The 22,552-nt window shown below is 72.3% G+C and carries 12 protein-coding genes and 1 riboswitch; of the genes, 7 read left to right on the top strand and 5 right to left on the bottom strand.

The window, feature by feature from the left end; all coding sequences use genetic code 11:
* The first annotated feature begins 188 nt into the window (after window positions 1-188).
* The gene (locus ACZ4VL_RS15630) at window positions 189-6,392 is read left to right on the top strand and encodes an RHS repeat domain-containing protein (RefSeq protein ID WP_468199921.1); all 6,204 of its coding nucleotides are present in this window, start codon (window positions 189-191) and stop codon (window positions 6,390-6,392) included.
* On the top strand, window positions 6,377-6,889 hold the full coding sequence (locus ACZ4VL_RS15625) for a hypothetical protein (RefSeq protein ID WP_468199920.1): 513 nt from the start codon (window positions 6,377-6,379) through the stop codon (window positions 6,887-6,889). The genes ACZ4VL_RS15630 and ACZ4VL_RS15625 overlap by 16 nt, the downstream gene beginning before the upstream one ends.
* Before the next feature lie 146 nt (window positions 6,890-7,035).
* On the opposite strand, the gene cobN is transcribed toward ACZ4VL_RS15625, so the two are convergent.
* Window positions 7,036-10,710 (bottom strand): cobaltochelatase subunit CobN, encoded by a 3,675-nt coding sequence (gene cobN / locus ACZ4VL_RS15620; protein WP_468199918.1) that lies wholly within the window; start codon window positions 10,708-10,710, stop codon window positions 7,036-7,038.
* Between the two features lie 37 nt (window positions 10,711-10,747).
* Window positions 10,748-10,885, bottom strand: a riboswitch (cobalamin riboswitch).
* 541 nt (window positions 10,886-11,426) lie between these two features.
* Between cobN and ACZ4VL_RS15615 the strand changes: the two genes are divergently transcribed.
* The 3 genes from ACZ4VL_RS15615 to ACZ4VL_RS15605 are packed head-to-tail and all read left to right on the top strand — an operon-like array spanning window position 11,427 to window position 15,168.
* A complete protein-coding gene (locus ACZ4VL_RS15615; protein WP_468199917.1) occupies window positions 11,427-13,007 on the top strand; it encodes a hypothetical protein in 1,581 nt (526 codons plus the stop codon).
* A complete protein-coding gene (locus ACZ4VL_RS15610) occupies window positions 13,004-13,651 on the top strand; it encodes a precorrin-8X methylmutase (RefSeq protein ID WP_361089744.1) in 648 nt (215 codons plus the stop codon). The genes ACZ4VL_RS15615 and ACZ4VL_RS15610 overlap by 4 nt, the downstream gene beginning before the upstream one ends.
* A complete protein-coding gene (locus ACZ4VL_RS15605; RefSeq protein WP_468199915.1) occupies window positions 13,648-15,168 on the top strand; it encodes a precorrin-2 C(20)-methyltransferase in 1,521 nt (506 codons plus the stop codon). Before ACZ4VL_RS15610 ends, ACZ4VL_RS15605 begins: the two co-directional genes overlap by 4 nt.
* Window positions 15,169-15,582: 414 nt before the next feature.
* Here the strand turns inward: ACZ4VL_RS15605 and ACZ4VL_RS15600 are convergent, their stop codons facing one another.
* Genes ACZ4VL_RS15600 through cbiE form a run of 3 tightly spaced genes read right to left on the bottom strand, consistent with a single transcriptional unit; the run spans window position 15,583 to window position 18,377 of the window.
* On the bottom strand, window positions 15,583-16,374 hold the full coding sequence (locus ACZ4VL_RS15600; protein WP_468199914.1) for a cobalt-precorrin-6A reductase: 792 nt from the start codon (window positions 16,372-16,374) through the stop codon (window positions 15,583-15,585).
* Entirely contained in the window at window positions 16,364-17,113 is a 750-nt protein-coding gene (gene cobM / locus ACZ4VL_RS15595; protein WP_468199912.1) for a precorrin-4 C(11)-methyltransferase, read from the bottom strand. The genes ACZ4VL_RS15600 and cobM overlap by 11 nt, the downstream gene beginning before the upstream one ends.
* A 37-nt stretch (window positions 17,114-17,150) precedes the next feature.
* Window positions 17,151-18,377 carry a precorrin-6y C5,15-methyltransferase (decarboxylating) subunit CbiE gene (gene cbiE / locus ACZ4VL_RS15590; RefSeq protein ID WP_468199910.1) on the bottom strand — a complete coding sequence of 409 codons (1,227 nt, stop codon included), beginning with the start codon at window positions 18,375-18,377 and terminating at the stop codon, window positions 17,151-17,153.
* Window positions 18,378-18,575: 198 nt separating this feature from the next.
* On the opposite strand from cbiE, the gene ACZ4VL_RS15585 reads away from it, so the two are divergent.
* Window positions 18,576-19,589 carry an oxidoreductase gene (locus ACZ4VL_RS15585; protein ID WP_468199909.1) on the top strand — a complete coding sequence of 338 codons (1,014 nt, stop codon included), beginning with the start codon at window positions 18,576-18,578 and terminating at the stop codon, window positions 19,587-19,589.
* Between the two features lie 16 nt (window positions 19,590-19,605).
* Here the strand turns inward: ACZ4VL_RS15585 and ACZ4VL_RS15580 are convergent, their stop codons facing one another.
* Window positions 19,606-20,265 carry a DUF1326 domain-containing protein gene (locus tag ACZ4VL_RS15580; protein WP_468199907.1) on the bottom strand — a complete coding sequence of 220 codons (660 nt, stop codon included), beginning with the start codon at window positions 20,263-20,265 and terminating at the stop codon, window positions 19,606-19,608.
* A 203-nt stretch (window positions 20,266-20,468) separates the two neighbouring features.
* On the opposite strand from ACZ4VL_RS15580, the gene ACZ4VL_RS15575 reads away from it, so the two are divergent.
* Entirely contained in the window at window positions 20,469-21,320 is an 852-nt protein-coding gene (locus ACZ4VL_RS15575) for a DUF2182 domain-containing protein (protein ID WP_468199905.1), read from the top strand.
* The last annotated feature ends 1,232 nt before the right edge of the window (window positions 21,321-22,552 follow it).

The raw sequence follows: 22,552 nt of genomic DNA, 5'->3' as shown, positions 1-22,552 counted from the left end.
ATTGGCCCTGTTAGTCTGCGCCGGTAATTTTTCATGGAAACATGGGGTGGGGTGTGAGAAGATTTCGCATGCGAGGGCTTTCTGTGGCATTGGCCGCAGCTGTCCTCTCGGGCATGCTTCCCGGCGCTGTCGCCGTAGCGGACAGCAAAACGGGGCCTTCACTGCCGGAGCTGAAGCAACCGAAGGCGGTGCCGGTCAAGCCGGTCCGCGCGGGCGGGGCGAAGAAGGCCGATGACGCCGCGACGCCATGGAAGGCCCCGAAGGTCTCCTGGCCGGCTGCTGGTTCGGCGGAAGTCGACCTCGCTCCGGCTTCCGGGCCGGTGGGGAAGCGTTTCCTCTCCGGCGCGGCGCAGTCTCCGGCCGTCGGTTCGGGTGCGCAGCAGGCGGGCAGGCTCCCGGTCGCGGTGTACGCCGCTCCGGGCAAGGCGGCCGAAGCGCCTTCGAAGGTGAAGGTCTCGGTCGCCGCCAAGGACGCCGCGCGCAAGGCCGGTATCGACGGCGTACTGCTGTCGGTGGGCCGCTCGGACGGCTCGGGGCGGTCCGCGTCGGCGACGGTCGAGGTGGACTACAACTCCTTCCGCGGGGCCTACGGCGGCGACTACGTCTCCCGCCTGCACCTGGTGGAACTCCCGGCCTGTGCGCTGACCACTCCCGATCGCGCGGAGTGCCGCACGCAGAAGCCGCTGCAGACGAAGAACGACACCCGCGCGGGCAAGCTGTCCGCACAGGTCGCGACGGTCGGCGTGAGCGCGAAGTCGGCGGGCGCGCAGGCTGCCCCGGCAGCTGCCGCCGCAAGTGGCGGTGCGATGGTCCTGGCGGCGACGGCGGGCGACGCCGGCCCGACGGGCGACTACAAGGCGACCTCGCTTCAGCCGTCAGGCTCCTGGTCGTCGGGCGGTTCGACGGGCGGCTTCAGCTGGTCGTACGGGATCAACGTCCCACCTGTTCCCGGTGGTCAGGCTCCGCAGATCGGGCTGAGCTACAGCTCGCAGTCGGTCGACGGGCGGATGAGCGCCTCGAACAGCCAGGCATCGTGGATCGGCGACGGCTGGAACTGGGAGCCGGGCTTCATCGAGCGCAAGTACAAGGCGTGCAACGACGACAAGACCGGCGGCACCAACACCACCAAGGTGGGTGACCAGTGCTGGTTCAACGACAACGCCACCCTCTCGCTCGGCGGCAAGAACACCGAGCTGGTCTTCGAGCAGGGCAAGGGCTGGCACCCGGCCTCCAACTCGGGTGAGAAGGTCGAAAAGCTCACCGGTGCCAACAACGGCGACAACGACGGTGAGCACTGGAAGATCACCACGACCGACGGTGCGCAGTACTTCTTCGGTCTGAACCGTCTGCCGGGCTGGAAGGACGCGTCGACGCCGACGACGAACTCGGCGTGGACGGTCCCGGTCTTCGGCAACCAGGCGGGAGAGCCCTGCTACAACTCCTCGTTCGCGAGTGGCTGGTGCCAGCAGGCCTGGCGCTGGCAGCTGGACTACGTCGTCGCTCCCGGCGGCAGCGCGATGGCGTACTACTGGAAGACGGAGACCAACAACTACGGCCGCAACGTGTCGGACACCACGGGCAAGGCCACGGTCACCCCGTACATCCGCGGCGGCTGGCTCGACCACATCGACTACGGCCTGCGCTCCGACAGCGTCTACACGGCCAAGGCGATGGGGCAGGTCACCTTCGACGTCAGCGAGCGCTGTCTGACGGCGTGCGGTACGTTCGACGAGGCGAACTCCAAGAACTGGCCCGATGCGCCGTTCGACCTGTTCTGCAAGGACGGGGCGACGGAGTGCAAGGAGCAGTTCGCACCGACGTTCTGGTCCCGCAAGCGCCTGACCGGGATCAACACCAAGCTCCTCACGGGTGGCGTGTACCAGGACGTCGACTCCTGGACCCTGGACCAGAACTTCCCGCCGGCGGGCGACGGCATCTCCACCCCGATGTGGCTGAAGTCCATCACTCGGACCGGAAAGGCCGGTACGGGTGCCGACATCCCGCTCCCTCCGGTCACATTCGCCGGTGAGCAGCGGCCCAACCGTGTGGACGCGACGGGGGACGGTCTCGCCCCGTTCATCCGCCTGCGCATGTACCAGGTGAACACCGAGGCGGGCGGCACCATCGGTGTCACCTACTCCCAGCCCGAGTGCACCCCTTCGACCCTGCCGAAGCCGGACGAGACGAACACGACTCGCTGCTACCCGGTCAAGTGGGCCTGGGAGGGTGAGACCTCCAAGGTCGACTGGTTCAACACGTACGTCGCCACGAAGGTCGTCGAGGGCGACAACCTGGCCTCGACCCCGGACAAGGTGACCTCGTACACCTACCTCGGTGGGGCGGCCTGGGGCAAGGACACCAGCGAGTTCACCAAGGCCGAGGACCGCGTGCACTCCGTTGCCCGTGGGTACGGGCTGGTCCAGGCCCGAACGGGTGCGGCTGCCGATCCCACGATGCTGTCGGAGACCCGGTACTTCCGTGGCCTGGACGGCAAGGAGGCCAAGGACTCCGCGGGCGTCGCGGTCACCGACCGGCCCGAGTTCGCCGGCATGGTCCGCGAGACGGCCACCTACGAGGGCGATGACACGGCCAAGTTGATCAGCGCCACCTCCAACACACCGTGGCGTTCGGCCGGTGGAGCCAAGCGGGTCCGGCCGGGCCTGCCCGACCTCGTCTCCTACCAGACCGGAATGGAGAAGGAGGCCACCCGCACCACCGTCACCGGTGGCACGCGCACGACTGAGATCTCCCGTCACTTCGACGACTACGGCATGGTCGATTGGGAGTCGAGCGCCGGCGACACGGCCAAGACGGGTGACGAAACCTGCACCACGACCACGTACGCCCGTAACACCACGAGCTGGATCCTCGACAAGCACAGCCGGGTCGAGACCGTCGCGGTCCCCTGCGGGTCCCCTGCCAGTCGGCCGGCGGACGTGATCAGCGACACGCTCACCTACTTCGACAACGGATCGCTCGGTTCGGTTCCCGGCGCGGGTCTGGTGACGAAGACGGAGAAGATCAACGGCAAGGGCGACGGCTACGACCCGGCCTCCTCCGTGCCTTCCACGTGCGGGGCTACGAAGAACCAACCCTGCTACGACGTCTACGGCCGGGCACTGGCCGCGGCCGACGCGTACGGCAAGGTCACCACGACCGCTTACACCCCGGCCGCAGGTGAGGTCCCGACCTCGATGGTCGTGACGAACCCGTTGGGCCACGTCACCACCTCGGAGCTCGACCCGGCACGTTCTCAGCCGAAGAAGGTCACCGATGCGAACGGCAAGGCGACGACCACGGCATACGACGCCCTCGGGCGGACGACCAAGGTCTGGCTGCCGAACTGGACGGCCGTCGACAACCCGAACTCGCCGAGCCGCGTGTTCGAGTACACCGTCCGCAACGACGGCCCGAACGTCGTCACGTCCAAGACGCTGACGCACGACTACAAGTACTCGATCGTCCACTCCATCCAGGACGGCCTGCTGCGCGAGCGCCAGACGCAGACACAGTCTCCCGACCTGTCCGGACGTCTGATCACCGAGACGTTCTACGACACCCGGGGTCTGGCCTGGCGCAACTCCGGCACCTACTACGCCGACGGCGCGCCCTCACCCGATCTGGTCACGGGCCAGGAGCTCAACTACCCCGCCTCCACCGACACTGTCTTCGACGGCGCCGGACGCCCGACCGCGGTGATCTCCAAGAAGTTCGGCACGGAGACCAAGCGGGTCACCACCAGCTACACCGGTGACACCACCACCGTGATCCCGCCCCAGGGCGGAACAGCGACGACGACGGTCGTCGACGCGCAGGGCCGCACGGTGGAAACGAAGCAGTACACGAACGCCGACAGGACGGCCTCGCAGTCGACGCTGTACGTCTACAACAGGCTGGGCCAGCTGGCGCAGGTGACCGACCCGGCCAAGGCGAAGTGGACGTACACCTACGACGTCCGCGGCCGTCAGGTCGAGTCGAACGACCCGGACAAGGGAATCACCAAGACCGCCTTCGACATCGGCGACAGGGCGACCGACCTCACCGACGCCCGCGGTATCACCCTGCACACGGACTACGACGATCTCGGTCGGCCCGTGTTCACCAAGCAGGGCACCACGGTACTGACCGCTCAGATCTTCGACACGGTGGCGAAGGGCCAGCTGACGAAGTCCGCGCGCTACGTCGACGGCAAGGCGTACGAGTCGGAGACCCTCTCCTACAACAACCTCTACCAGCCGATCTCCACCAAGGTGACCATTCCGTCCACACCGGACACGGGGGCGCTGGCCGGTACCTACCAGTGGACGAACACCTACAACATCGCGGGCCAGATCCTGACGACCAAGCAGCCGGCGATGGGCGACCTGCCCGCAGAGACGGTCGGCAGCACTTACAAGTCGGTCTCCGGCCTGCTCAACTCCATGGGCGCGGGCAGCAGCCGCCTCGTCACGGCGATGACCTACGACCACTACGGCCGTAGCACCCGCCAGGAACTCGGAGCACTCGGCCAGCGGCTCTACCGCTCGACCGAGTACGACGAGCACACGGGCGCCGTCAGCCGTGCCTACACCGACCGGGATCTCGCGCCCCAGCGGATCGAGGACACCAAGTACACCAGCGACCCTGCCGGCAACCTCACCTCCATCGCGACGGCGTACGGCCAGGATGCTGCCCGTACCACCGACACCCAGTGCGTCAACCTGGACGCGCTGCGCCGCATCACCGAGGCCTGGACCAACAAGGGCGAGACCTGCGCCGCCGGTCCCTCGACGACGGTCATCGGCGGTGAGGACCCGTACTGGACGACGTACACCTACGACGCGGTCGGCAACCGCAAGACCGAGACCAAGCACAAGACGGCCTCCGGTCCGACGGCCGACACCGTTCGCACGTACACGGCGCCGACCACGGGCAAGCATGACCTGCCCAAGGTCACGCAGACGGGGACCGACCCGCACGACGAGACCTTCACCTACGACGAGAGCGGCAACGTCAAGACCCGCAAGAGCGGAGCCGGTGAAACCCAGTACCTGGATTGGGACGCGGAAGGGCACCTGAAGACGCTCACCCAGGGAGCCTCCAGCGACGCTTTCCTGTACGACACGGCGGGCCAGCGCATGCTCCGCAAGGACACCAAGGGGAGCACGCTCTACCTGCCGGCCGGCAACGAACTCCGTCTGGACAAGGCCGGAAAGGTCACCGGAACCCGTTACTACGGTGATGTGGCCATGCGTCAGGGCGGCAAGCTCACCTTCGCCGTGGCGGATCACCACGGCACCGGAACGATCCAGGTCATCGCGGATGCCACCCAGGCCGTGACGCGTCGCAAGACCGGTCTGTTCGGCGATGCCCGCGGCGTCCAGCCGAGCGGATGGGCCGGCGACAAGGGCTTCGTGGGAGGGACGAGGGACGCTGACACGGGCCTCACTCACATCGGCGCCCGCGAATACGATCCCTTCACCGGCCGCTTCATGTCGGTCGACCCGATCATGGACCTCAAGGACTCGCAGCAGCTCCACGGCTACACCTACGCGAACCAGAACCCCTTCACGTTCTGGGACCCCACGGGCCTGGCTCTCGAGGAGTGTGCCAGCGGCATGTACAAGTGCCACAACGGCAACGACCCGTACGACTACGGCAACCGCTACGAGACCATTGTGGAATCCGTCGGCGGAACCCTCGCCCCGGACTACGTACAGCGGCGGGACCACTGCTGCAAGCGCGGCAGCGGACGTGATGGCGGACGCCTGTCCTCGAAGGGGCGGTCCAACCCGAAGACGCCCTCCGAGAACGCGGCGTTCGGGTCGAAATGGCACTGGTATGAGGCGTACAACCTGGAGCTCGCTGCCAAGGTGGCTGAGTATGATGCGCTGACGTCCGTCGCTTGTGCCTCGCGACTTGATCTGACGTGTGACCTGTGGACCCATTACGTCACAGGGGATGGCGAAGACAAGAACGTGGACGTGGATGACCTCCTGAATACAGATTCAGGTTTCAGCTCCGGAAAGGGTGTGGACAAGGCTTCGACCGGTGTGGACAACGTGGTCCAAGGATGGGCCACCGAGGCACGCTCGAGCTGTGCTAGCAGCGAGTCCTGCTCGTTCTCGCTCGACAGCCAATGGATCGGAACACAGTTCTCCGGTTCAGACGGTGCTGTAGGAATCGGCCACGCTCAGATGCGGATCGTCGGAAAGATGGAGGTGTCCGGAACCGGGAGCCATCGAACGGTGACGGCGGAATACACCGTGGAGCTGTACAAGGACTGGAACTTCGACAAGGGGAAGACGGCCAAGGGGATTTCGCTCAAGCCGTTCGCCGAGATGCACGAGTACGGCGTGGCGCGGGAATACGCGATGGTGGGGAAGAGTTCCACTCAATGGAAGATGATGTGACAATGAAGTGCGGCAGGGTGTTTGGCGCGATGGTGATCGCGGCCGCGGGCATGATGGTGTTGGCCGGATGTTCGTTCTTCGCTTCCGAGCCGACTGCGGATTCACGTTGCACCTCCACCCCGATCTCGCCCTCGATCCTGAAGAAGTACTCGTTGCCCAAAATTCCCCACAGTGACAACGTGCAGTTCTGCGAAGGGTCGGACAAGGACGGCTCCTCGGCACAATTGTCTTTCCGGAGCGACCCGAAGGACGCCGACTCCTATCTGAAGAGCCTGGACATGGATCCGGCCACGTTCACCGACGTACCGCCTGAGACGCTCGCAGAGCTGACACAGGAGCAGGGCGACGGCTGGACCCTGGCGAACGGTCCGGACTACAAGGGGGGTATGAAAGCGAGAGACTGGAATGGCCAGTGCCTCGTGGACTACAAGGCCTACATCCGGAAATCGGCGGATTGGGACGGGCAGGTCTACATAGCTATGTACTGCCAGTCCTGACGTCGGCCGGTTGAGGGAGCCTGATGTTCGGCCCGCTCGACCGACCACCCCGCAAGGCGATGGAAAACGGCGCCCGGCCCACCGAACGGTGGGCCGGGCGCCGTCGTGCGTACCGGGGCAGGTTACTCAGCCTCGGACTCGCAGGGTTACTCCGCGTCCGCCTCCAGGTTGCCCTCCGTGTCCAGGTAGACCTGGCGCAGGGCCTCCAGGACCTGCGGGTCCGGCTTCTCCCACATGCCGCGGGACTCCGCCTCCAGGAGGCGTTCCGCGATGCCGTGCAGGGCCCAGGGGTTCGCCTCCTCCAGGAAGGCGCGGTTGGTCGGGTCCAGGACGTAGGTTTCGGTGAGCTTGTCGTACATCCAGTCCGCGACCACGCCCGTCGTCGCGTCGTACCCGAACAGGTAGTCCACCGTCGCCGCCAGTTCGAAGGCGCCCTTGTAGCCGTGGCGGCGCATCGCCTCGATCCACTTCGGGTTGACCACGCGGGCGCGGAAGACCCGGCTCGTCTCCTCCACCAGGGTGCGGGTGCGCACCGTCTCCGGGCGGGTCGAGTCGCCGATGTACGCCTCCGGCGCCGTGCCGCGCAGCGCGCGGACCGTCGCCACCATGCCGCCGTGGTACTGGAAGTAGTCGTCCGAGTCGGCGATGTCGTGCTCGCGGGTGTCCGTGTTCTTCGCGGCCACCGTGATCCGCTTGTACGCGGTCTCCATCTCCTCGCGCGCCGGCCGGCCCTCCAGGCCCCGGCCGTACGCGTAGCCGCCCCACACCGTGTAGACCTCCGCGAGGTCGGCGTCCGTACGCCAGTCGCGGGAGTCGATCAGCTGGAGGATGCCCGCCCCGTACGTGCCCGGCCGCGAGCCGAAGATACGGGTGGTCGCGCGCCGCTCGTCGCCGTGGACGGCGAGGTCCGCCTGGGCGTGGGCCCGGACGAAGTTCCGGTCCGCGGGCTCGTCCAGCCCCGCCGCCAGCCGTACCGCATCGTCCAGGAGGCCGATGACGTGCGGGAAGGCGTCCCGGAAGAAGCCCGAGATGCGCAGGGTGACGTCGATCCGGGGGCGGCCCAGCTCGTCGAGCGGGATCGGCTCCAGGCCGGTGACACGGCGCGAGGCCTCGTCCCACACCGGGCGGACGCCGAGCAGGGCGAGGGCCTCCGCCACGTCGTCGCCCGCCGTGCGCATCGCGCTCGTACCCCACAGCGAGAGGCCGACGGAGGCCGGCCACTCGCCGTTGTCCGTGCGGTAGCGGGTGAGGAGCGACTCGGCGAGGGCCTGGCCCGTCTCCCACGCCAGGCGGGACGGGACGGCCTTCGGGTCGACCGAGTAGAAGTTCCGGCCCGTCGGCAGGACGTTGACCAGGCCGCGCAGCGGGGAGCCCGAGGGGCCCGCCGGCACGAAGCGGCCGTCGAGGGCCGCCACCACGTGCGCGATCTCGTCCGTCGTGCCGGCCAGCCGCGGCACCACCTCGCGGGCCGCGAAGTCCAGTACGGCCGCCACGTCCGCCGAACGGCCCGCCGCGACCTCGGCCACCGCGGCCGGGTCCCAGCCTGTGTCCTCCATCGCCTGCACCAGCGCCCGCGCCGTCTCCTCCGCCTCGTCGGCGGACGTACGGGTCGCCGCGGACTCGTCCAGGCCGAGCGCCTCGCGCAGGCCGGGCAGAGCGGTCGTACCGCCCCAGATCTGGCGGGCCCGCAGGATCGCCAGGACCAGGTTGACGCGGGCCTCGCCGTCCGGGGCACCGCCCAGCACGTGCAGACCGTCACGGATCTGGGCGTCCTTCACCTCGCACAGCCAGCCGTCGACGTGCAGCAGGAAGTCGTCGAAGCCGTCGTCGTCCGGACGCTCCTCCAGACCCAGGTCGTGGTCGAGCTTCGCCGCCTGGATCAGCGTCCAGATCTGCGCGCGGATCGCCGGCAGCTTCGCCGGGTCCATCGAGCTGATCTGCGCGTACTCGTCCAGGTGCTGCTCCAGGCGCGCGATGTCGCCGTACGACTCCGCGCGCGCCATCGGCGGCACCAGGTGGTCGACCAGGGTGGCGTGCACGCGGCGCTTGGCCTGCGTGCCCTCGCCCGGGTCGTTGACGAGGAACGGGTAGACCAGCGGCAGGTCGCCCAGCGCCGCGTCGGGCGCGCACGCCGCCGACAGGCCGGCGTTCTTGCCCGGCAGCCACTCCAAGTTGCCGTGCTTGCCCAGGTGGATCATCGCGTCGGCGCCGAAACCGCCGTCCTCGGCGCCGGCCTGGATCCACCGGTACGCGGCCAGGTAGTGGTGCGACGGCGGCAGGTCCGGGTCGTGGTAGATCGCGATCGGGTTCTCGCCGAACCCGCGCGGCGGCTGGATCAGGATCAGCAGGTTCCCGCGGCGCAGCGCCGCCAGGACGATGTCACCGTCCGGGTTCTGCGAGCGGTCCACGAACATCTCGCCCGGCGCCGGACCCCAGTGCTCCTCGACCTGCTCGCGCAGCTCCGCCGGCAGCTCCGCGAACCAGCGCCGGTAGTCGGCGGCCGGAATGCGGACCGGGTTGCGGGCCAGCTGCTCCTCGGTCAGCCAGTCCTGGTCGTGGCCGCCGGCCTCGATCAGGGCGCGGATCATCTCGTCGCCGTCACCGGAGACCAGACCGGGGATCTCCTCGGCCGGGCCGAAGTCGTAGCCGGCGTCGAGGAGGGCGCGCAGCAGCACCATCGCACTGGCCGGGGTGTCGAGGCCGACCGCGTTGCCGATCCGCGAGTGCTTCGTCGGGTAGGCGGAGAGGACCAGCGCGATCTTCTTGTCGGCGCGGGCGATGTGCCGCAACCGGGCGTGGCGCACGGCGATCCCCGCGACCCGGGCGGCCCGCTCGGCGTCCGCCACGTACGCGGGCAGGCCGTCCTCGTCGAACTCCTTGAAGGAGAACGGGACGGTGATCAGACGGCCGTCGAACTCGGGCACGGCGACCTGCGTCGCGGCGTCGAGCGGAGACAGGCCCTCGTCGTTCTCCTCCCACGCACTGCGCGAACCCGTCAGGCACAGCGCCTGCAGGACCGGCACGCCCAGGCCGGCGAGCGCGCCCGCGTCCCAGGACTCGTCGTCGCCGCCGGCGGAGGCGGTCGCCGGGCGGGTGCCGCCGGCCGCGAGCACGGTGGTGATCACCGCGTCGGCCCCCTCCAGGGTGGCCAGCAGCTCCGGCTCCGGGGTGCGCAGGGAGGACACGTACAGCGGCATCGGGGAGCCCCCCGCCGCCTCGATCGCGTCGCACAGGGTGTGCACGAAGCCCGTGTTGCCGCTCATCTGGTGGGCACGGTAGTAGAGCACCGCGATGCGGGGGACGGGGGTGGGCGTGGGGGTGGGGCTGGAGGTGGGTGCGGGTGCGGCCGTCGGCGCGGGCGTGCCGGGGGCCGACGGCTTCGGGCGCTCCAGGGCGCCCCAGGTGGGCGCGGCGGCCGGCGGCTCGAAGCCGTGGCCGGTGAGCAGGACGGTGTCGGACAGGAAGCGGGCCAGCTGCTCCAGGTTGGCCGGGCCGCCGTGCGCGAGGTAGGCGTGCGCCTCGGCAGCGATGCCGATCGGCACCGTCGACGCCTCCATCAGCTGCGCGTCCGGGGCCTGTTCGCCGGTCAGGACGACGACGGGGCGGGTCTGCTCGGACGCCAGCAGCAGGTCGAGGCCGTCCTGCCAGGCCCGCAGGCCGCCGAGCAGGCGTACGACGACCAGCTCGACGCCGTCGAGGAGGCCGGAGAGGTCGTCGAGGGGAAGGCGGGAGGGGTTCGCGAACCGGTACGGCACCGGGCCGTCCGCGGCCGCTCGGGCGCTGAGCAGATCGGTGTCGGACGTCGACAGCAGCAGGATCATGCGGCGGCAGGCCTTCCTCGGGGTTTCCGCGCCCCGGGCAGTGAGGACGGCGGGAGTTCCTGACTCACCCGGATCGGCGGCTGCTCTGCCGGGTTCACAGTGGCGGGACCGCGCCGGAATCGCACCGGGCTTCCTCCCATGTCGCCGTCCTCGGCGATGAGCGGGCCGAATGGCACGCCGAAGGTCATCTTAGGTGCCGTTTCCCCTGGCCGGGAGTGGGGGTCACCACGCACCCACCGCCCGCGACGGCCGGGGCCGCGGAGCCGGGACACCGCTGGTGGGGAGGGGCGGGGAGGGGTGGGGACGGGCCCGCGGGGGGCCTTCGCGGTGTGGGGGGCGGGGTGGGCGGGGGTGGGTGTGTGGGGGGCATGCGGGGGTGCGATGGGGGTGTGCGGCGGGCGACGGGGTGCGCTGGGGCGACGGGGTGCGCTGGGGGTGCGGTGGGAGCGGTGGGAGCGCACTTCTGCCGTGCGATGGCTGCACGCCCCGGCCCGGCCGGCCACGCCCGCCCCGTCGGTGCTCCCGCGCCACGACCGCCGTGCCCCGTCCCGCCCCCCGCCCCCCGGCCCCCGCGACCTCGCTCCCACCACGTGCCCGTTCGGCCTCCGCCCCGCGGAACCCGTGCCGGTTGCCGGTTGCGGGTTGCCGGTGGCCGCAGGTCGGAGGTGGTGACGGCCACAGGTCGGGGGCCGGGATTCGTGGGTATGCTCGCCGCCATGCCCACACCCCCCTCCGCCCCCGCCGCACGGGACGAACCCGTCATACGGGAGCGCGGTGACGCCTGCCCCGGCGCACTGCGCCTCCACGCGGCCGACGACGGGTACCTGGCCCGGGTGCGGATCCCCGGCGGGATGCTCGGCGAGGACGCGGCGCTGCTGCTCGCCGACGCCGCCGACCGGCTCGGCGACGGGCACATCGACCTCACCTCGCGCGGCAACGCCCAGCTCCGCGGGCTCGGTGCGAGCTGCGGTGGCGAACTGGCCGGGGTGCTGGACCGCGCCGGGCTGCTGCCCGCGCCCACCCACGAGCGGGTCCGCAACATCGTCGCCTCACCGCTGACCGGCCTGGAGCTGCCGGTGCTGCCGGACGTGGCCCCGTGGGTGGGCGAGCTGGACCGACTGCTGTGCGCCGACCCGGCCGCGGCCGCCCTGTCCGGCCGCTTCCTGTTCGCCCTCGACGACGGCCGCGGTGACGTGGCGTCGCTGGACGCGGACGTCACCGTCATCGCCCGCGGCGACGAACACGCCCACGTGTTCGTCGCCGCCACGCCCACCGCGCAGATCGCCGACCCGGCTGCCCAGGGCGCAGTGGCTGCCGGTCCGGCGTCCGGCGGTTCGGTGGCTGCCGGTTCGGCGTCTGCCGGTTTGGTGTCGTCCGGTTCGGCGTCCGCCGGTCCGGTGTCCGGCGTCGGTGCGGCGGGCGGCCCCGGGGGCGGCGTCGGATCCGGAACGGCCCGCGGTTCCGCGGGCGTTGCGGTGCCGGCGGTGCTCGTGGCCGCGGCCGATGCGCCGCGCGCCGCGGTGGTCGCCGCCCGGTACTTCCTCGATGCGGCCCGCGCGGCTGGTACCCGTGCCTGGCGGGCCGTCGAACTGCCCCCCGAACACGCCCTGAGCGCGGCCGGGTTGGCTGCTCGGTTGGCGGCCGTCGGCGTTCCGGCCACCGTTGTGCCCGTGCCCGTGCCCGTGCCCGTGCCCGTGCCCCTGCCCGTGCCCCTGCCCGCCGCCGGCGTTGCTTTCACGGACGGGCCCGGGCCCGAGCCCGGGGTCGTCGTCGGGCCCGGCGGGGCCGCCGCGCTCAGCGTGCTCGCGCCGCTCGGCCGGTTGACCACCGCCCAGTGGCGGCTGCTGGCCCGGCTCACCGGCCGGATGCGGCTCACGCCCTGGCGGGGGATCGTCGTCCCCGGTCTGGCGGCCGACCGGGCCGCCGAGGCGCTGGCGGCCCTCGCCGACGCCGGGCTCGTCACCGCACCCGACGACCCCTGGCGTTCCGTCACCGCCTGCACCGGGCGGCCCGGTTGCGCCAAGTCCCTGGCCGACGTCCGCGCCGACGCCCGGGCCGTCGCGGCCCGCGCGACCGGACCGCTGCCCGTGCACTGGTCCGGCTGCGAACGCCGCTGCGGCCACCCCCGCGGCACCGCGTGGGTCGACCTCGTCGCCACCCCCGACGGCTACGCCCTCTCCGCCCCCGCCGGCAGCCCCCCGCACCACGGCGGCGGCCTCAAGACTTCCGACCAGCTGGCCGCGGCCCTCGCGTCCGCACGCCGCACCACCTCCCACGACGACGCAGCGAAGAAATGAGCGAGTACACAGTGTTCGAGTACGAGAAGGACGGCGCGGAGATCTACCGCCAGTCCTTTGCCACGATCCGCGCAGAGGCGGACCTCTCCGGGCTGCCCGCCTCCGTCGCGCAGGTCGCGGTACGCATGATTCACGCCTGCGGAATGACCGACCTGCCCCGGGACCTCGGCTACACCCCGGACGTCGTCCTGCGCGCCCGCGCCGCCCTGCACGCCGGGGCGCCCATCCTCTGCGACGTACAGATGGTCGCCAGCGGTGTCACCCGCAAGCGCCTGCCCGCCGACAACGAGGTGATCTGCACCCTCTCCGACCCGGCCGTCCCCGCCCTCGCCCAGCGCATGGGCACCACCCGCAGCGCCGCCGCCCTCGAAGTGTGGCGCGACCGCGGCCTGTTGGAGGGCTCCGTGATCGCCGTCGGCAACGCGCCGACCGCCCTCTTCCGACTGCTCGAAATGATCGAGGAGGGCGCGCCGCGCCCCGCCGCCGTCATCGGCGTGCCCGTCGGCTTCATCGGCGCCGCCGAGTCCAAGGACGCCCTGGCAGCCCACCCCTCGGGCCTCGACCACCTCGTCGTCCGCGGCCGCCGCGGCGGCAGCGCCATCGCGGCCGCCGCCCTCAACGCGATCGCGAGCGAGGAAGAATGACCACCAACAGCACGAGTGCTGGTACCAGCAGCGCCAAGGGCCGTCTGTACGGGGTGGGGCTCGGGCCCGGCGACCCGTCCCTCATGACCCTGCGCGCCGTCGAGGTCATCGGCGAGGCCGACGTCGTCGCGTACCACAGCGCCCGCCACGGCCGCTCCATCGCCCGTTCCATCGCCGCCCGCCACCTGCGCGCCGACCACATCGAGGAGCCGCTGGTCTACCCGGTCACCACCGAGACCACCGACCACCCCGGCGGCTACCAGGGCGCGATGGAGGAGTTCTACGAGGCCTCCGCCGCCCGCCTGGCCGCCCACCTGGACGCCGGCCGGACCGTCGCCGTCCTCGCCGAGGGCGACCCGCTGTTCTACGGCTCGTACATGCACATGCACAAGCGGCTCGCCGACCGGTACGAGGCCGAGGTCATCCCCGGCGTCACCTCGGTCAGCGCCGCCGCCGCCCGCCTGGGCACCCCCCTCGTGGAGGGCGAGGAGGTGCTCACCATCCTCCCCGGCACCCTGCCCGAGGAGGAGCTCACCGCGCGCCTCGCCGCCACCGACTCCGCGGTCGTCATGAAGCTCGGCCGCACCTTCCCGGCCGTGCGCCGCGCCATGGAGGGCAGCGGCCGTCTCGCCGAGGCCCGCTACGTCGAGCGCGCCACCATGGAAGGGGAGCGGACCGGCGTCCTCGCGGACACCGATCCCGACACGGTTCCCTACTTCGCCGTCGCCGTCGTACCCAGCCGGGTCGGCAACCCCGGCAGCGTGCCGTCCGGGCCCGGCGAGGTCGCCGTCGTCGGCACCGGGCCGGCCGGGCCGCTGTGGCTCACCCCCGAGACGCGCCGGGCGCTGTCCGACGCCGAGGTCCTCATCGGCTACACCACCTACCTGGACCGCGTCCCCGCCCGGCCGGGACAGGTCCGGCACGGCTCCGACAACAAGGTCGAGTCGGAGCGCGCCGAGTTCGCCCTCGACCTGGCCCGCCGCGGCAAGCGGGTCGCCGTGGTCTCCGGCGGCGACCCGGGCGTCTTCGCCATGGCCACCGCCGTCCTGGAGGTCGCCGCGCAGCCCGAGTACGAGGACGTCCCCGTACGGGTCCTGCCGGGCGTGACCGCCGCCAACGCGGCGGCCGCCGCGGCCGGGGCGCCGCTCGGCCACGACTACGCCACCGTTTCGCTGTCCGACCGGCTCAAGCCGTGGGACGTGATCGAGGAGCGGCTGCGCGCTGCTGCCGCCGCCGACCTGGTCCTCGCCCTGTACAACCCGGGCTCGCGCAGCCGGACCTGGCAGGTCGCCAAGGCGCGCGACCTGCTGCTGGAGCTGCGCTCCGCGCAGACACCGGTGGTCGTCGCGCGGGACGTGGGCGGGCCGGAGCAGTCCGTGCGCATCGTGACGCTGGGGACGCTGGAGCCGTCCGAGGTCGACATGCGCACGATCCTGCTGATCGGTTCCTCGCAGACGCAGGTCACGCAGCGCCCGGACGGGTCGTCCGTGACGTGGACCCCACGCCGTTACTCCTGAGGGGTGGGTGGGCCCGGGCTCTGCCCGGGCCCGCGCCGTACGGGCGTGTCCCGCTCGGGCGGGGTCGGTGGGGGGTCCGGGGGTTTCCCGGCCGCCCATTGTCCTTCCGGTGCGGGCCGGCCCGTCAAGGGCGCTCCTCCTTCGTCGTCGCGTCGCTGCGCGATGGCCTCCGGCCACCCTTGACCGGCCGACCCACCCCGGAATGCCAAAGAGCCGCCGGGAAGCCCCCGGGGAACGGGCCGGGAGGTTCGTGTCAGGGGTGCGGCATCTTGGATGCGGCGGCCTGTGGTCCCGTGCCCCGTTGCCTGTGCCTCCGGATCCGATCGGATGAGCGGCCGTGTGTGGTGAGCCGCGGTCGGCGCGTCGGATCGCTACGTGCTGCTCATTGATCGGCGGCTGGCGGGGGTCGGTGGGTCATGGCGTGCTCGTACAGCGCGTGGCGTGCTCGTACAGCCAGGCGGCCGCGACCGTCGCGGTGCCGGCCTCCGGGACGCCCTCGGGGATCGGGGGGCGGCGGACGACGAGGACCGGGACGCCGGCCTCGCGGGCCGCGGTCAGTTTGGGAGCGGTGGCCGAGCCGCCGCTGTCCTTGGTGACCAGGAGGTCGATCCGGTGCCGGGACAGGAGTTCTCGTTCGTCGTCCAGGGTGAACGGGCCGCGGGCCAGGAGGACTTCGAGGCGGGGCGGTACCGGGCCGGCCGGCGGGTCCACCGAGCGCACCAGGAACCATGGTTCGGCCAGGTACGCGAAGGTGTGCAGGCCCGTCCGGCCCGTGGTGAGGAAGACCCGGTCGGCTCCGAGCCCGGGGAGGAGGGCCGCCGCCTCGTCGAGGTCCGCCGCGAAGGTCCAGTCGTCGCCGGGGGCCGGGGTCCAGCCGGGGCGGCGCAGCGCCAGCAGGGGGACCTCGGACAGGGCCGCCGCGCGGGCCGCGTTGAAGCTCATCCGTTCGGCGAACGGGTGGGTGGCGTCCACCAGGTGGGTGACCCGGTGGGCGGAGATCCAGGCCGCGAGGCCCTCCGGGCCCCCGAAACCGCCGATGCGGATCCCGCCGGGTGGGAGGACGGGCGCGGAGACCCGTCCGGCCAGCGAGGTGGTCACCCGGAACGGGCGCACGGGCGGGGCGGGTTCGGCTGCCAGCGCCTCTGCTAGACGGCGGGCCTCCGTGGTGCCGCCCAGGATGAGGACGTGCGGCCCCTCAGCAGACATGCCGGTCGCGTTCGGGGGAGTACAGGTGGCTGTCGCGGAACTGTTCGGCGCCCAGCGTGCGGCCCACGACGATGACCGCCGTGCGGACCAGGCCCGCCTCCTTCACCTGGCCGGCGATGTCGGCGAGCGTCCCCCGCAGGACCAGCTCGTCGGGGCGGCTCGCCATCGCTACCACCGCCACCGGGCAGTCGGCCCCGTAGTGCGGCAGCAGTTCGTCGACGACCCGGTCCACGTAGCGGGTGGCCAGGTGCAGCACCAGCAGCGCGCCGCTGCGGCCCAGGGTGGCCAGGTCCTCGCCGGGCGGCATCGGGGTGGCCTGCTGGGCGATCCGGGTCAGGATCACGGTCTGGCCGACGGTGGGGACGGTCAACTCCCGCTTCAGCGAGGCCGCGGCCGCGGCGAACGCGGGCACGCCGGGCACCACCTCGTACGGGATGCCCGCCGCGTCGAGTCGCCGCATCTGCTCCGCGACCGCGCTGAAGATCGACGGGTCACCCGAGTGGAGCCGCGCCACGTCCTGGCCCGCCTCGTGGGCCCGTACGTACTCGGCGACGATCTCGTCGAGGTTCAGCTGCGAGGTGTCGACCAGGCGGGCGCCGGGCGGGCACTCCGCCAGCAGCTCGCGCGGGACGAGGCTGCCCGCGTACAGGCAGACCGGGGCGGCGGCCAGCGTCCGGGCACCCCGCACCGTGATCAGGTCGGCGGCACCGGGGCCCGCACCGATGAAGTACACGGTCATGTTTGATCCTTGTCGTTTGCGTGGGTGGGCTGCGTCGTCAGCGGGTTTCGCGAGGCTTGGTGACGGACCACTGGGTGACCGGCATCGCCTGCCGCCAGCCCGTGAAGCCGCCGACCGGCACCGCGTGCGCGACGGCCAGTTTCACCAGGTCGCCGCCGTGCCGCCGGTACCGCTCGGTCAGGACCGCCTCCGATTCGAGGGTGACCGTGTTGACCACCAGCCGGCCGCCGGGCGCCAGGGCCTCCCAGACCGCGTCCAGCAGGCCGGGCGCGGTCAGCCCGCCGCCGATGAACACCGCGTCGGGGGCCGGGAGTCCGGCCAGCGCCGCCGGGGCGGCACCCGTGACCACCTTCAGGCCCGGCACGCCGAGCGCGGCCGCGTTGCGCGTGATGCGGGCCGCCCGATCCGGGACGCGCTCCACCGCCACCGCCCGGCAGGAAGGGTGCGTCCGCATCCACTCGATGCCGATGGAGCCCGAACCGCCGCCGATGTCCCACAGCAGCTCGCCGGGGGCCGGAGCCAGGGCGCACAGGGTCGCAGCCCGGACGTGCCGCTTGGTCAGCTGGCCGTCGTGCTCGTACGCGGTGTCCGGCAGCCCCGGCGTCGCGCCGAGCCGCGGGCGGGCCGACCCCGGGTCCCGGCGGCAGTCGACGGCCACCACGTTCAGCGGGTCGCCGGGCGGGTGGTCCCACGTGTCCGCCCGGCCCTCGTACGCGTCCTCGCGCTCGGAGCCGAGCTGCTCCAGCACCCGCATCCGGCTCGGGCCGAAGCCCTGCTCGCAAAGGAGAGCGGCGATCTCGTTCGGGGTCGCCGCTCCCGCACTGAGCACGAGCACCCGCCGCCCCTCGTACAGGGCCGCCGCGAGCCGCGCCACCGGGCGGCCGACCACCGTCACCACCTCGGTCTCCTCCACCGGCCAGCCCAGCCGGGCGCAGGCGTACGACACCGACGACGGGTGCGGGTGGACCAGCAGCCCCCCGGGCCCCAGCTCCTGCGACAGGGCGCGCCCGATCCCGTAGAACATGGGGTCGCCGCTCGCCAGCACGGCGATCCGGCGCCCGGCGTGCTCCGCCATCAGCTTCGGCACCGCCGGCCGCAGCGGACTCGGCCAGGCCACGCGCTCACCCCGGCAGTCCGCGGCGGGCAGCAGGTCCAGCTGCCGGGGCCCGCCGATCAGCACCTCCGCCGAGACCAGGGCGGAGCGCGCGGCGGCGGTGAGCCCGGCCCAGCCGTCGGCGCCGAGGCCGACGACCGACACGGGCATGGGGGGCGACGGTGCGGGGCTCACTGCGCGGTACCTCGGGGCGTAGGGGACGGGCGGACCGCCGGCGGAGTCGGACCCGCCGGTCAGGGGACGGACCCGCAGCCTACTGGCCGGCATGCCCGCCCCCGGGTCCACCCCCGGGCAGCGGCCGGTCTACCCTCGGTAACTCACCGCCGTGAGGAGAGCGAGGGAGCTGACATGCCCGGCTTGAGCGCCTGGAACGCCCGCAACATCCCCGACCAGAGCGGCCGCACCGCCGTCGTCACCGGCGCCAACAGCGGGATCGGCTACGCCGCCGCCCGCGAGCTCGCACGGGCGGGGGCGGAGGTCGTCCTCGCCTGCCGCAGCGCGGCGCGCGGCCACGCCGCCGCGATCCGGCTGCGCTCCGAAGTCCCCGGCGCCGAGGTGGAGTTCGTCCCGCTGGACCTGGCCGACCTGGACTCCGTACGGGAGTTCGCGGACGGCTACGCGCGCCGCCGCCCCGCCCTGGACCTGCTGGTGAACAACGCGGGCGTGATGGCCCTGCCGTTCGGGCGGACCGCGGACGGGTTCGAGACCCAGTTCGGCGTCAACCACCTCGGCCACTTCGCCCTGACCGGCCTGCTCCTGCCGCGGCTGCTCGACGCGGCGCCCGGCGCCCGGATCGTGACCGTGTCCAGCGGCTTCCACGTGCTCGGCGACATCGACCACGACGACCTGGGCAGCGAGCGCGACTACCGGCGCTGGACCGCCTACGGCCGCTCCAAGACCGCCAACCTGCTCTTCACGCACGAACTGGCCCGGCGGCTGGCGGCCGCGGGCTCCACCATCGTCGCGGCGAGCGCCCACCCCGGCTACGCCGCCACCAACCTCCACACGGGCGCCACACGGCTCGGGAGCGGGAGCGGGAGCGGGGGCGGGAGCGGGAGCGGGGGCGGGGAGGGTGCACGGCTCATGGCCCGGCCGATGGCCCAGCTGATGGCCCGCCTGATGGAACTGGGCAACGCCGTCATCGCCCAGCCCGCAGCAGCAGGCGCCCTCCCGACGCTGTACGCGGCCACCGCGCCCGGAGTCCGGCCCGACGAGTTCATCGGGCCGCGGCTCGGCTGGCGCGGGGCGCCGGCCCGCTCCTGGCGGGCGAAGTGGACCCTGGACGACGACTCGGCCCGGCGCTTGTGGACCGCCTCGGAGAAGCTCACGTCGGTGACGTACGCCGCCCTTGCCGGCGGCTGAGCTCCTGCTGCTGCGGTCACACCTCGTCGGGTCCGGCCCAGTCGAACGGGATGTACTTGCTGGACTGCCCGGGCCGGCTCCACTCGAAGCCGAAGGCGCCGGCCCGGTTGGCCGTCGCCCGGCCCCAGGTCACGACCTGCCCCGGCCCGGTCTCGCAGCCCGGCATGTTCGTCGACTGGACCCGCGCCCCCTCGGGGGTGGTGGGCCCGGTGAGCGCTTCGCCGCGGGCCTCGACCAGGCCGGGGACGGACGCCGACCAGGAACTGAGGTCCGCGGAGACCTCCATCTCGACGGGGGCGAAGTCCATGCCCCGCATCTCCGCGCCGAGCGTCTCCCCGAGCTGGGCGGGCCACCCGCCGGCCTGACCACTGAAGATCATCTGGAGTGCCTGACGCTGGCCGTCGTCGGCGCGCTCGTCGAAGAAGACCGCCGCGAAGGCGTCGGAGTGCTCGGCCCACACATTGCCGACGAAGGAAGCGAGCATCAGCACGTTGAGCCCGTCCAGGGGCACGTCACCGTACCGCCCCTCACGGATGTGCCAGGCCAGGACGCCGTCGCAGGCGCCGTACGTGGGCGGCTGCGCGAACGTGCACGGACAGGGCACCTGGCAGCGGCACGTGTCGAACCAGTCACCCACCGCGTGCCACTTCGGAATCGTCACCGTTTCCGCGGACATCTCGCCGCCTCCTCGTGACCGTGAAGACCGTCCTCCATCCCATTCTCCCCCTCCACCGCAAGGCGGGGCCGCACGAGCGGCCGCGTACGACACCGCGGCGGGGCGGTGCGGGGCGGTGTCGGGCCGGGGCGGTGCGGGGCGGTGCGGGGCGGTGCGGGGGCGGGTGCCGCGCGGGGAGCCCGGCCCTGTGCTGTCCTGAACGTGTGCGTCGCCTCGACCGCAGGGCCCTCACACCACCGCTGAGACCGGCGAACCTCCTGCCGGCGCGGGAGCTCGCCCTCGCCTGGTCCCTGATGGCGGTGCTGGCCCTGCTCGCCTGGGTCGTGGTGCTGGGCCAGGCCCGGGGCATGGGCGTCGAGCCGGGCACCATGGGCCTGGGCCTGCCGCTGTTCCTCCTCCTCTGGGTGATCATGATGATCGCCATGATGTTCCCGTCCGTCGCACCGGTCGCGGTGACCTGGGCGCGGTCCATCGGCCGCAGATCGGCCGGCGCGGCCCGCGCGGCACGGCTGACGGAGTTCGCCGGCGGCTACCTGGTCGCCTGGACGGCGTTCGGGCTGCTCACGTACGGCATCCTCGCCCTGACCGGCTCCGCGGTGCAGGAGCACCCCGACGCGGGGCGCTGGATCGGCGCGGGTGCGTTCCTGCTGGCCGGGCTCCAGCAGCTCGGCCCGCTGAAGGACGTCTGCCTGCGGCACTGCCGCAGCCCCATGGCCCACCTCGTCCGGTACGCGGGCTTCCGCCCCTGGGCCCGCGACCTGCGGGTGGGGATCCACCACGGCCTGTACTGCGTCGGCTGCTGCTGGGGTCTGATGATCGTCCTGATCCCGCTGGGCGTGATGAACGTCCTGGCCATGGCGGCCCTGTCCGTGGTCATCTTCGTGGAGAAGCTGTGGCGGCTCGGCCCGGTGTTCTCCCTCGCGGTCGGCGCCGCCTTCCTGGCCCTCGCGGTCCTGGCCCCGTTCCACCCCTGGCTCCTCCCGGGCCTGCAGGCGCCACAGCAGCCGATGCCGGACACGGAGCACATGAAGATGCTGGCGGGGTGGCAGGGGTAACAGGTGGGCAGGGTGGGGCACGGTGGCTGACGGACTCGGTCCGCAGGTGAGCCGGACGCACGGGCGGCGGGGCCCCCCGGGCTGGGTGCCGAGCGGCTGGATGGGACTTCGGCGGCGGGAGCGCGGCGGGGCTGTGGTGGCCGATGCGGCGGGGCTGTGGTGGCGGGAGCGCGGCGGGGCGGTGGCCGGAGGAGGCTGGCCAGGAGCGGAGGAGGCAGAATGCCCGCACCCGGGGTCGGGGCGGCATCCGGGGGCTTCCCGGCAGCCCATTGTCCTTCCGGTGCGGGCCGGCCCGTCAAGGGCGCTCCTTCGTCGCGTCGCTTCGCGATGTCGCTACGCTCCACCCCTGACAGACCGACCCACCCCGGAACGCCAAAGAGCTGCCGGGAAGCCCCCGAAGGATGGCCAGGGGGCACAAGAGGCAGAAGCGGCCCTCGCCAGAGCAGCCGACCCCCGGCTCCGCCCGAGCAGCACCCTCATACGTCGGGACCGCCAGGTCCCGGCCCCCGCCGGGCGCGCGGGCACCAAAGGCAGCTCCCCAAGCCCGTATCCGAGCCCCGCGGGGGCGACGGGCGCCCAACCTTCCGAAAATGTTGACGAGAAGCCCATCCAGCCCCCGCAAACGCCCCAGATCGCTACGCGCTCCTCTCTTTGCGGCGACCGACGCCCGTCTAGGGCTGGTGAGCGCCCCAGATCGCTACGCGCTTCTCGCGTCTCGGCGACCGGCGGCCGCCTGGGGCTGATAGGCGCCCCAAACCGCTATGCGCTTCTCACTTCCCTGCGGCGGACGGCCGCCTGGGGCTGGTGGGCGCGGCCGATCGCTACGTGCTCCTCCTTCTCGGCGGCTGGCGGCCGTCTGGGGCGGGGAGCGCAGCAGACCGCGCCACCCGCGCCCATTACCCGTTGCCTGACGGCCGTCTGGAGCGCGGACGCGCGACAGATGGCCGCAAGCTGCCGTGGATATGGGCGTGTGACGGGCGCCTGCCGCAGCAGCCGCCAACCTGCCGCGCCGCCGGTGGGCGCATGACGGCCGTGGGTCGCTGAGCGACCGAAGCAGGCAGCGTCTCGGGTGCTTCCCCGCCCCAGGCGGCCGTCCGCCGCAGGGAGGTGAGGAGCATGTAGCGGTTCGGGGCGCTCCCCGCCCCAGGCGGCCGTCCGCCGCAGGGAGGTGAGGAGCATGTAGCGGTTCGGGGCGCTCCCCGCCCCAGGCGGCCGTCCGCCGCAGGGAGGTG

This window comes from Streptomyces sp. NPDC029014 (assembly GCF_055564695.1).
The sequence above is the reverse complement of the archived record's forward strand: the minus strand, read 5'-3'. Positions and strand labels throughout refer to the sequence as shown.

What these genes read in the sequence shown, in the direction of transcription:
- ACZ4VL_RS15610 (WP_361089744.1), top strand. Translation starts at nt 13,004, where the DNA reads ATGAGCGAGTACACAGTGTTCGAGTACGAGAAGGACGGCGCGGAGATC.
- cobM (WP_468199912.1), bottom strand. Translation starts at nt 17,113, where the DNA reads ATGACCGTGTACTTCATCGGTGCGGGCCCCGGTGCCGCCGACCTGATC.
- ACZ4VL_RS15605 (WP_468199915.1), top strand. Translation starts at nt 13,648, where the DNA reads ATGACCACCAACAGCACGAGTGCTGGTACCAGCAGCGCCAAGGGCCGT.
- ACZ4VL_RS15615 (WP_468199917.1), top strand. Translation starts at nt 11,427, where the DNA reads ATGCCCACACCCCCCTCCGCCCCCGCCGCACGGGACGAACCCGTCATA.
- ACZ4VL_RS15580 (WP_468199907.1), bottom strand. Translation starts at nt 20,265, where the DNA reads ATGTCCGCGGAAACGGTGACGATTCCGAAGTGGCACGCGGTGGGTGAC.
- ACZ4VL_RS15585 (WP_468199909.1), top strand. Translation starts at nt 18,576, where the DNA reads ATGCCCGGCTTGAGCGCCTGGAACGCCCGCAACATCCCCGACCAGAGC.
- ACZ4VL_RS15625 (WP_468199920.1), top strand. Translation starts at nt 6,377, where the DNA reads ATGGAAGATGATGTGACAATGAAGTGCGGCAGGGTGTTTGGCGCGATG.
- ACZ4VL_RS15600 (WP_468199914.1), bottom strand. Translation starts at nt 16,374, where the DNA reads ATGTCTGCTGAGGGGCCGCACGTCCTCATCCTGGGCGGCACCACGGAG.
- cobN (WP_468199918.1), bottom strand. Translation starts at nt 10,710, where the DNA reads ATGATCCTGCTGCTGTCGACGTCCGACACCGATCTGCTCAGCGCCCGA.
- cbiE (WP_468199910.1), bottom strand. Translation starts at nt 18,377, where the DNA reads ATGCCCGTGTCGGTCGTCGGCCTCGGCGCCGACGGCTGGGCCGGGCTC.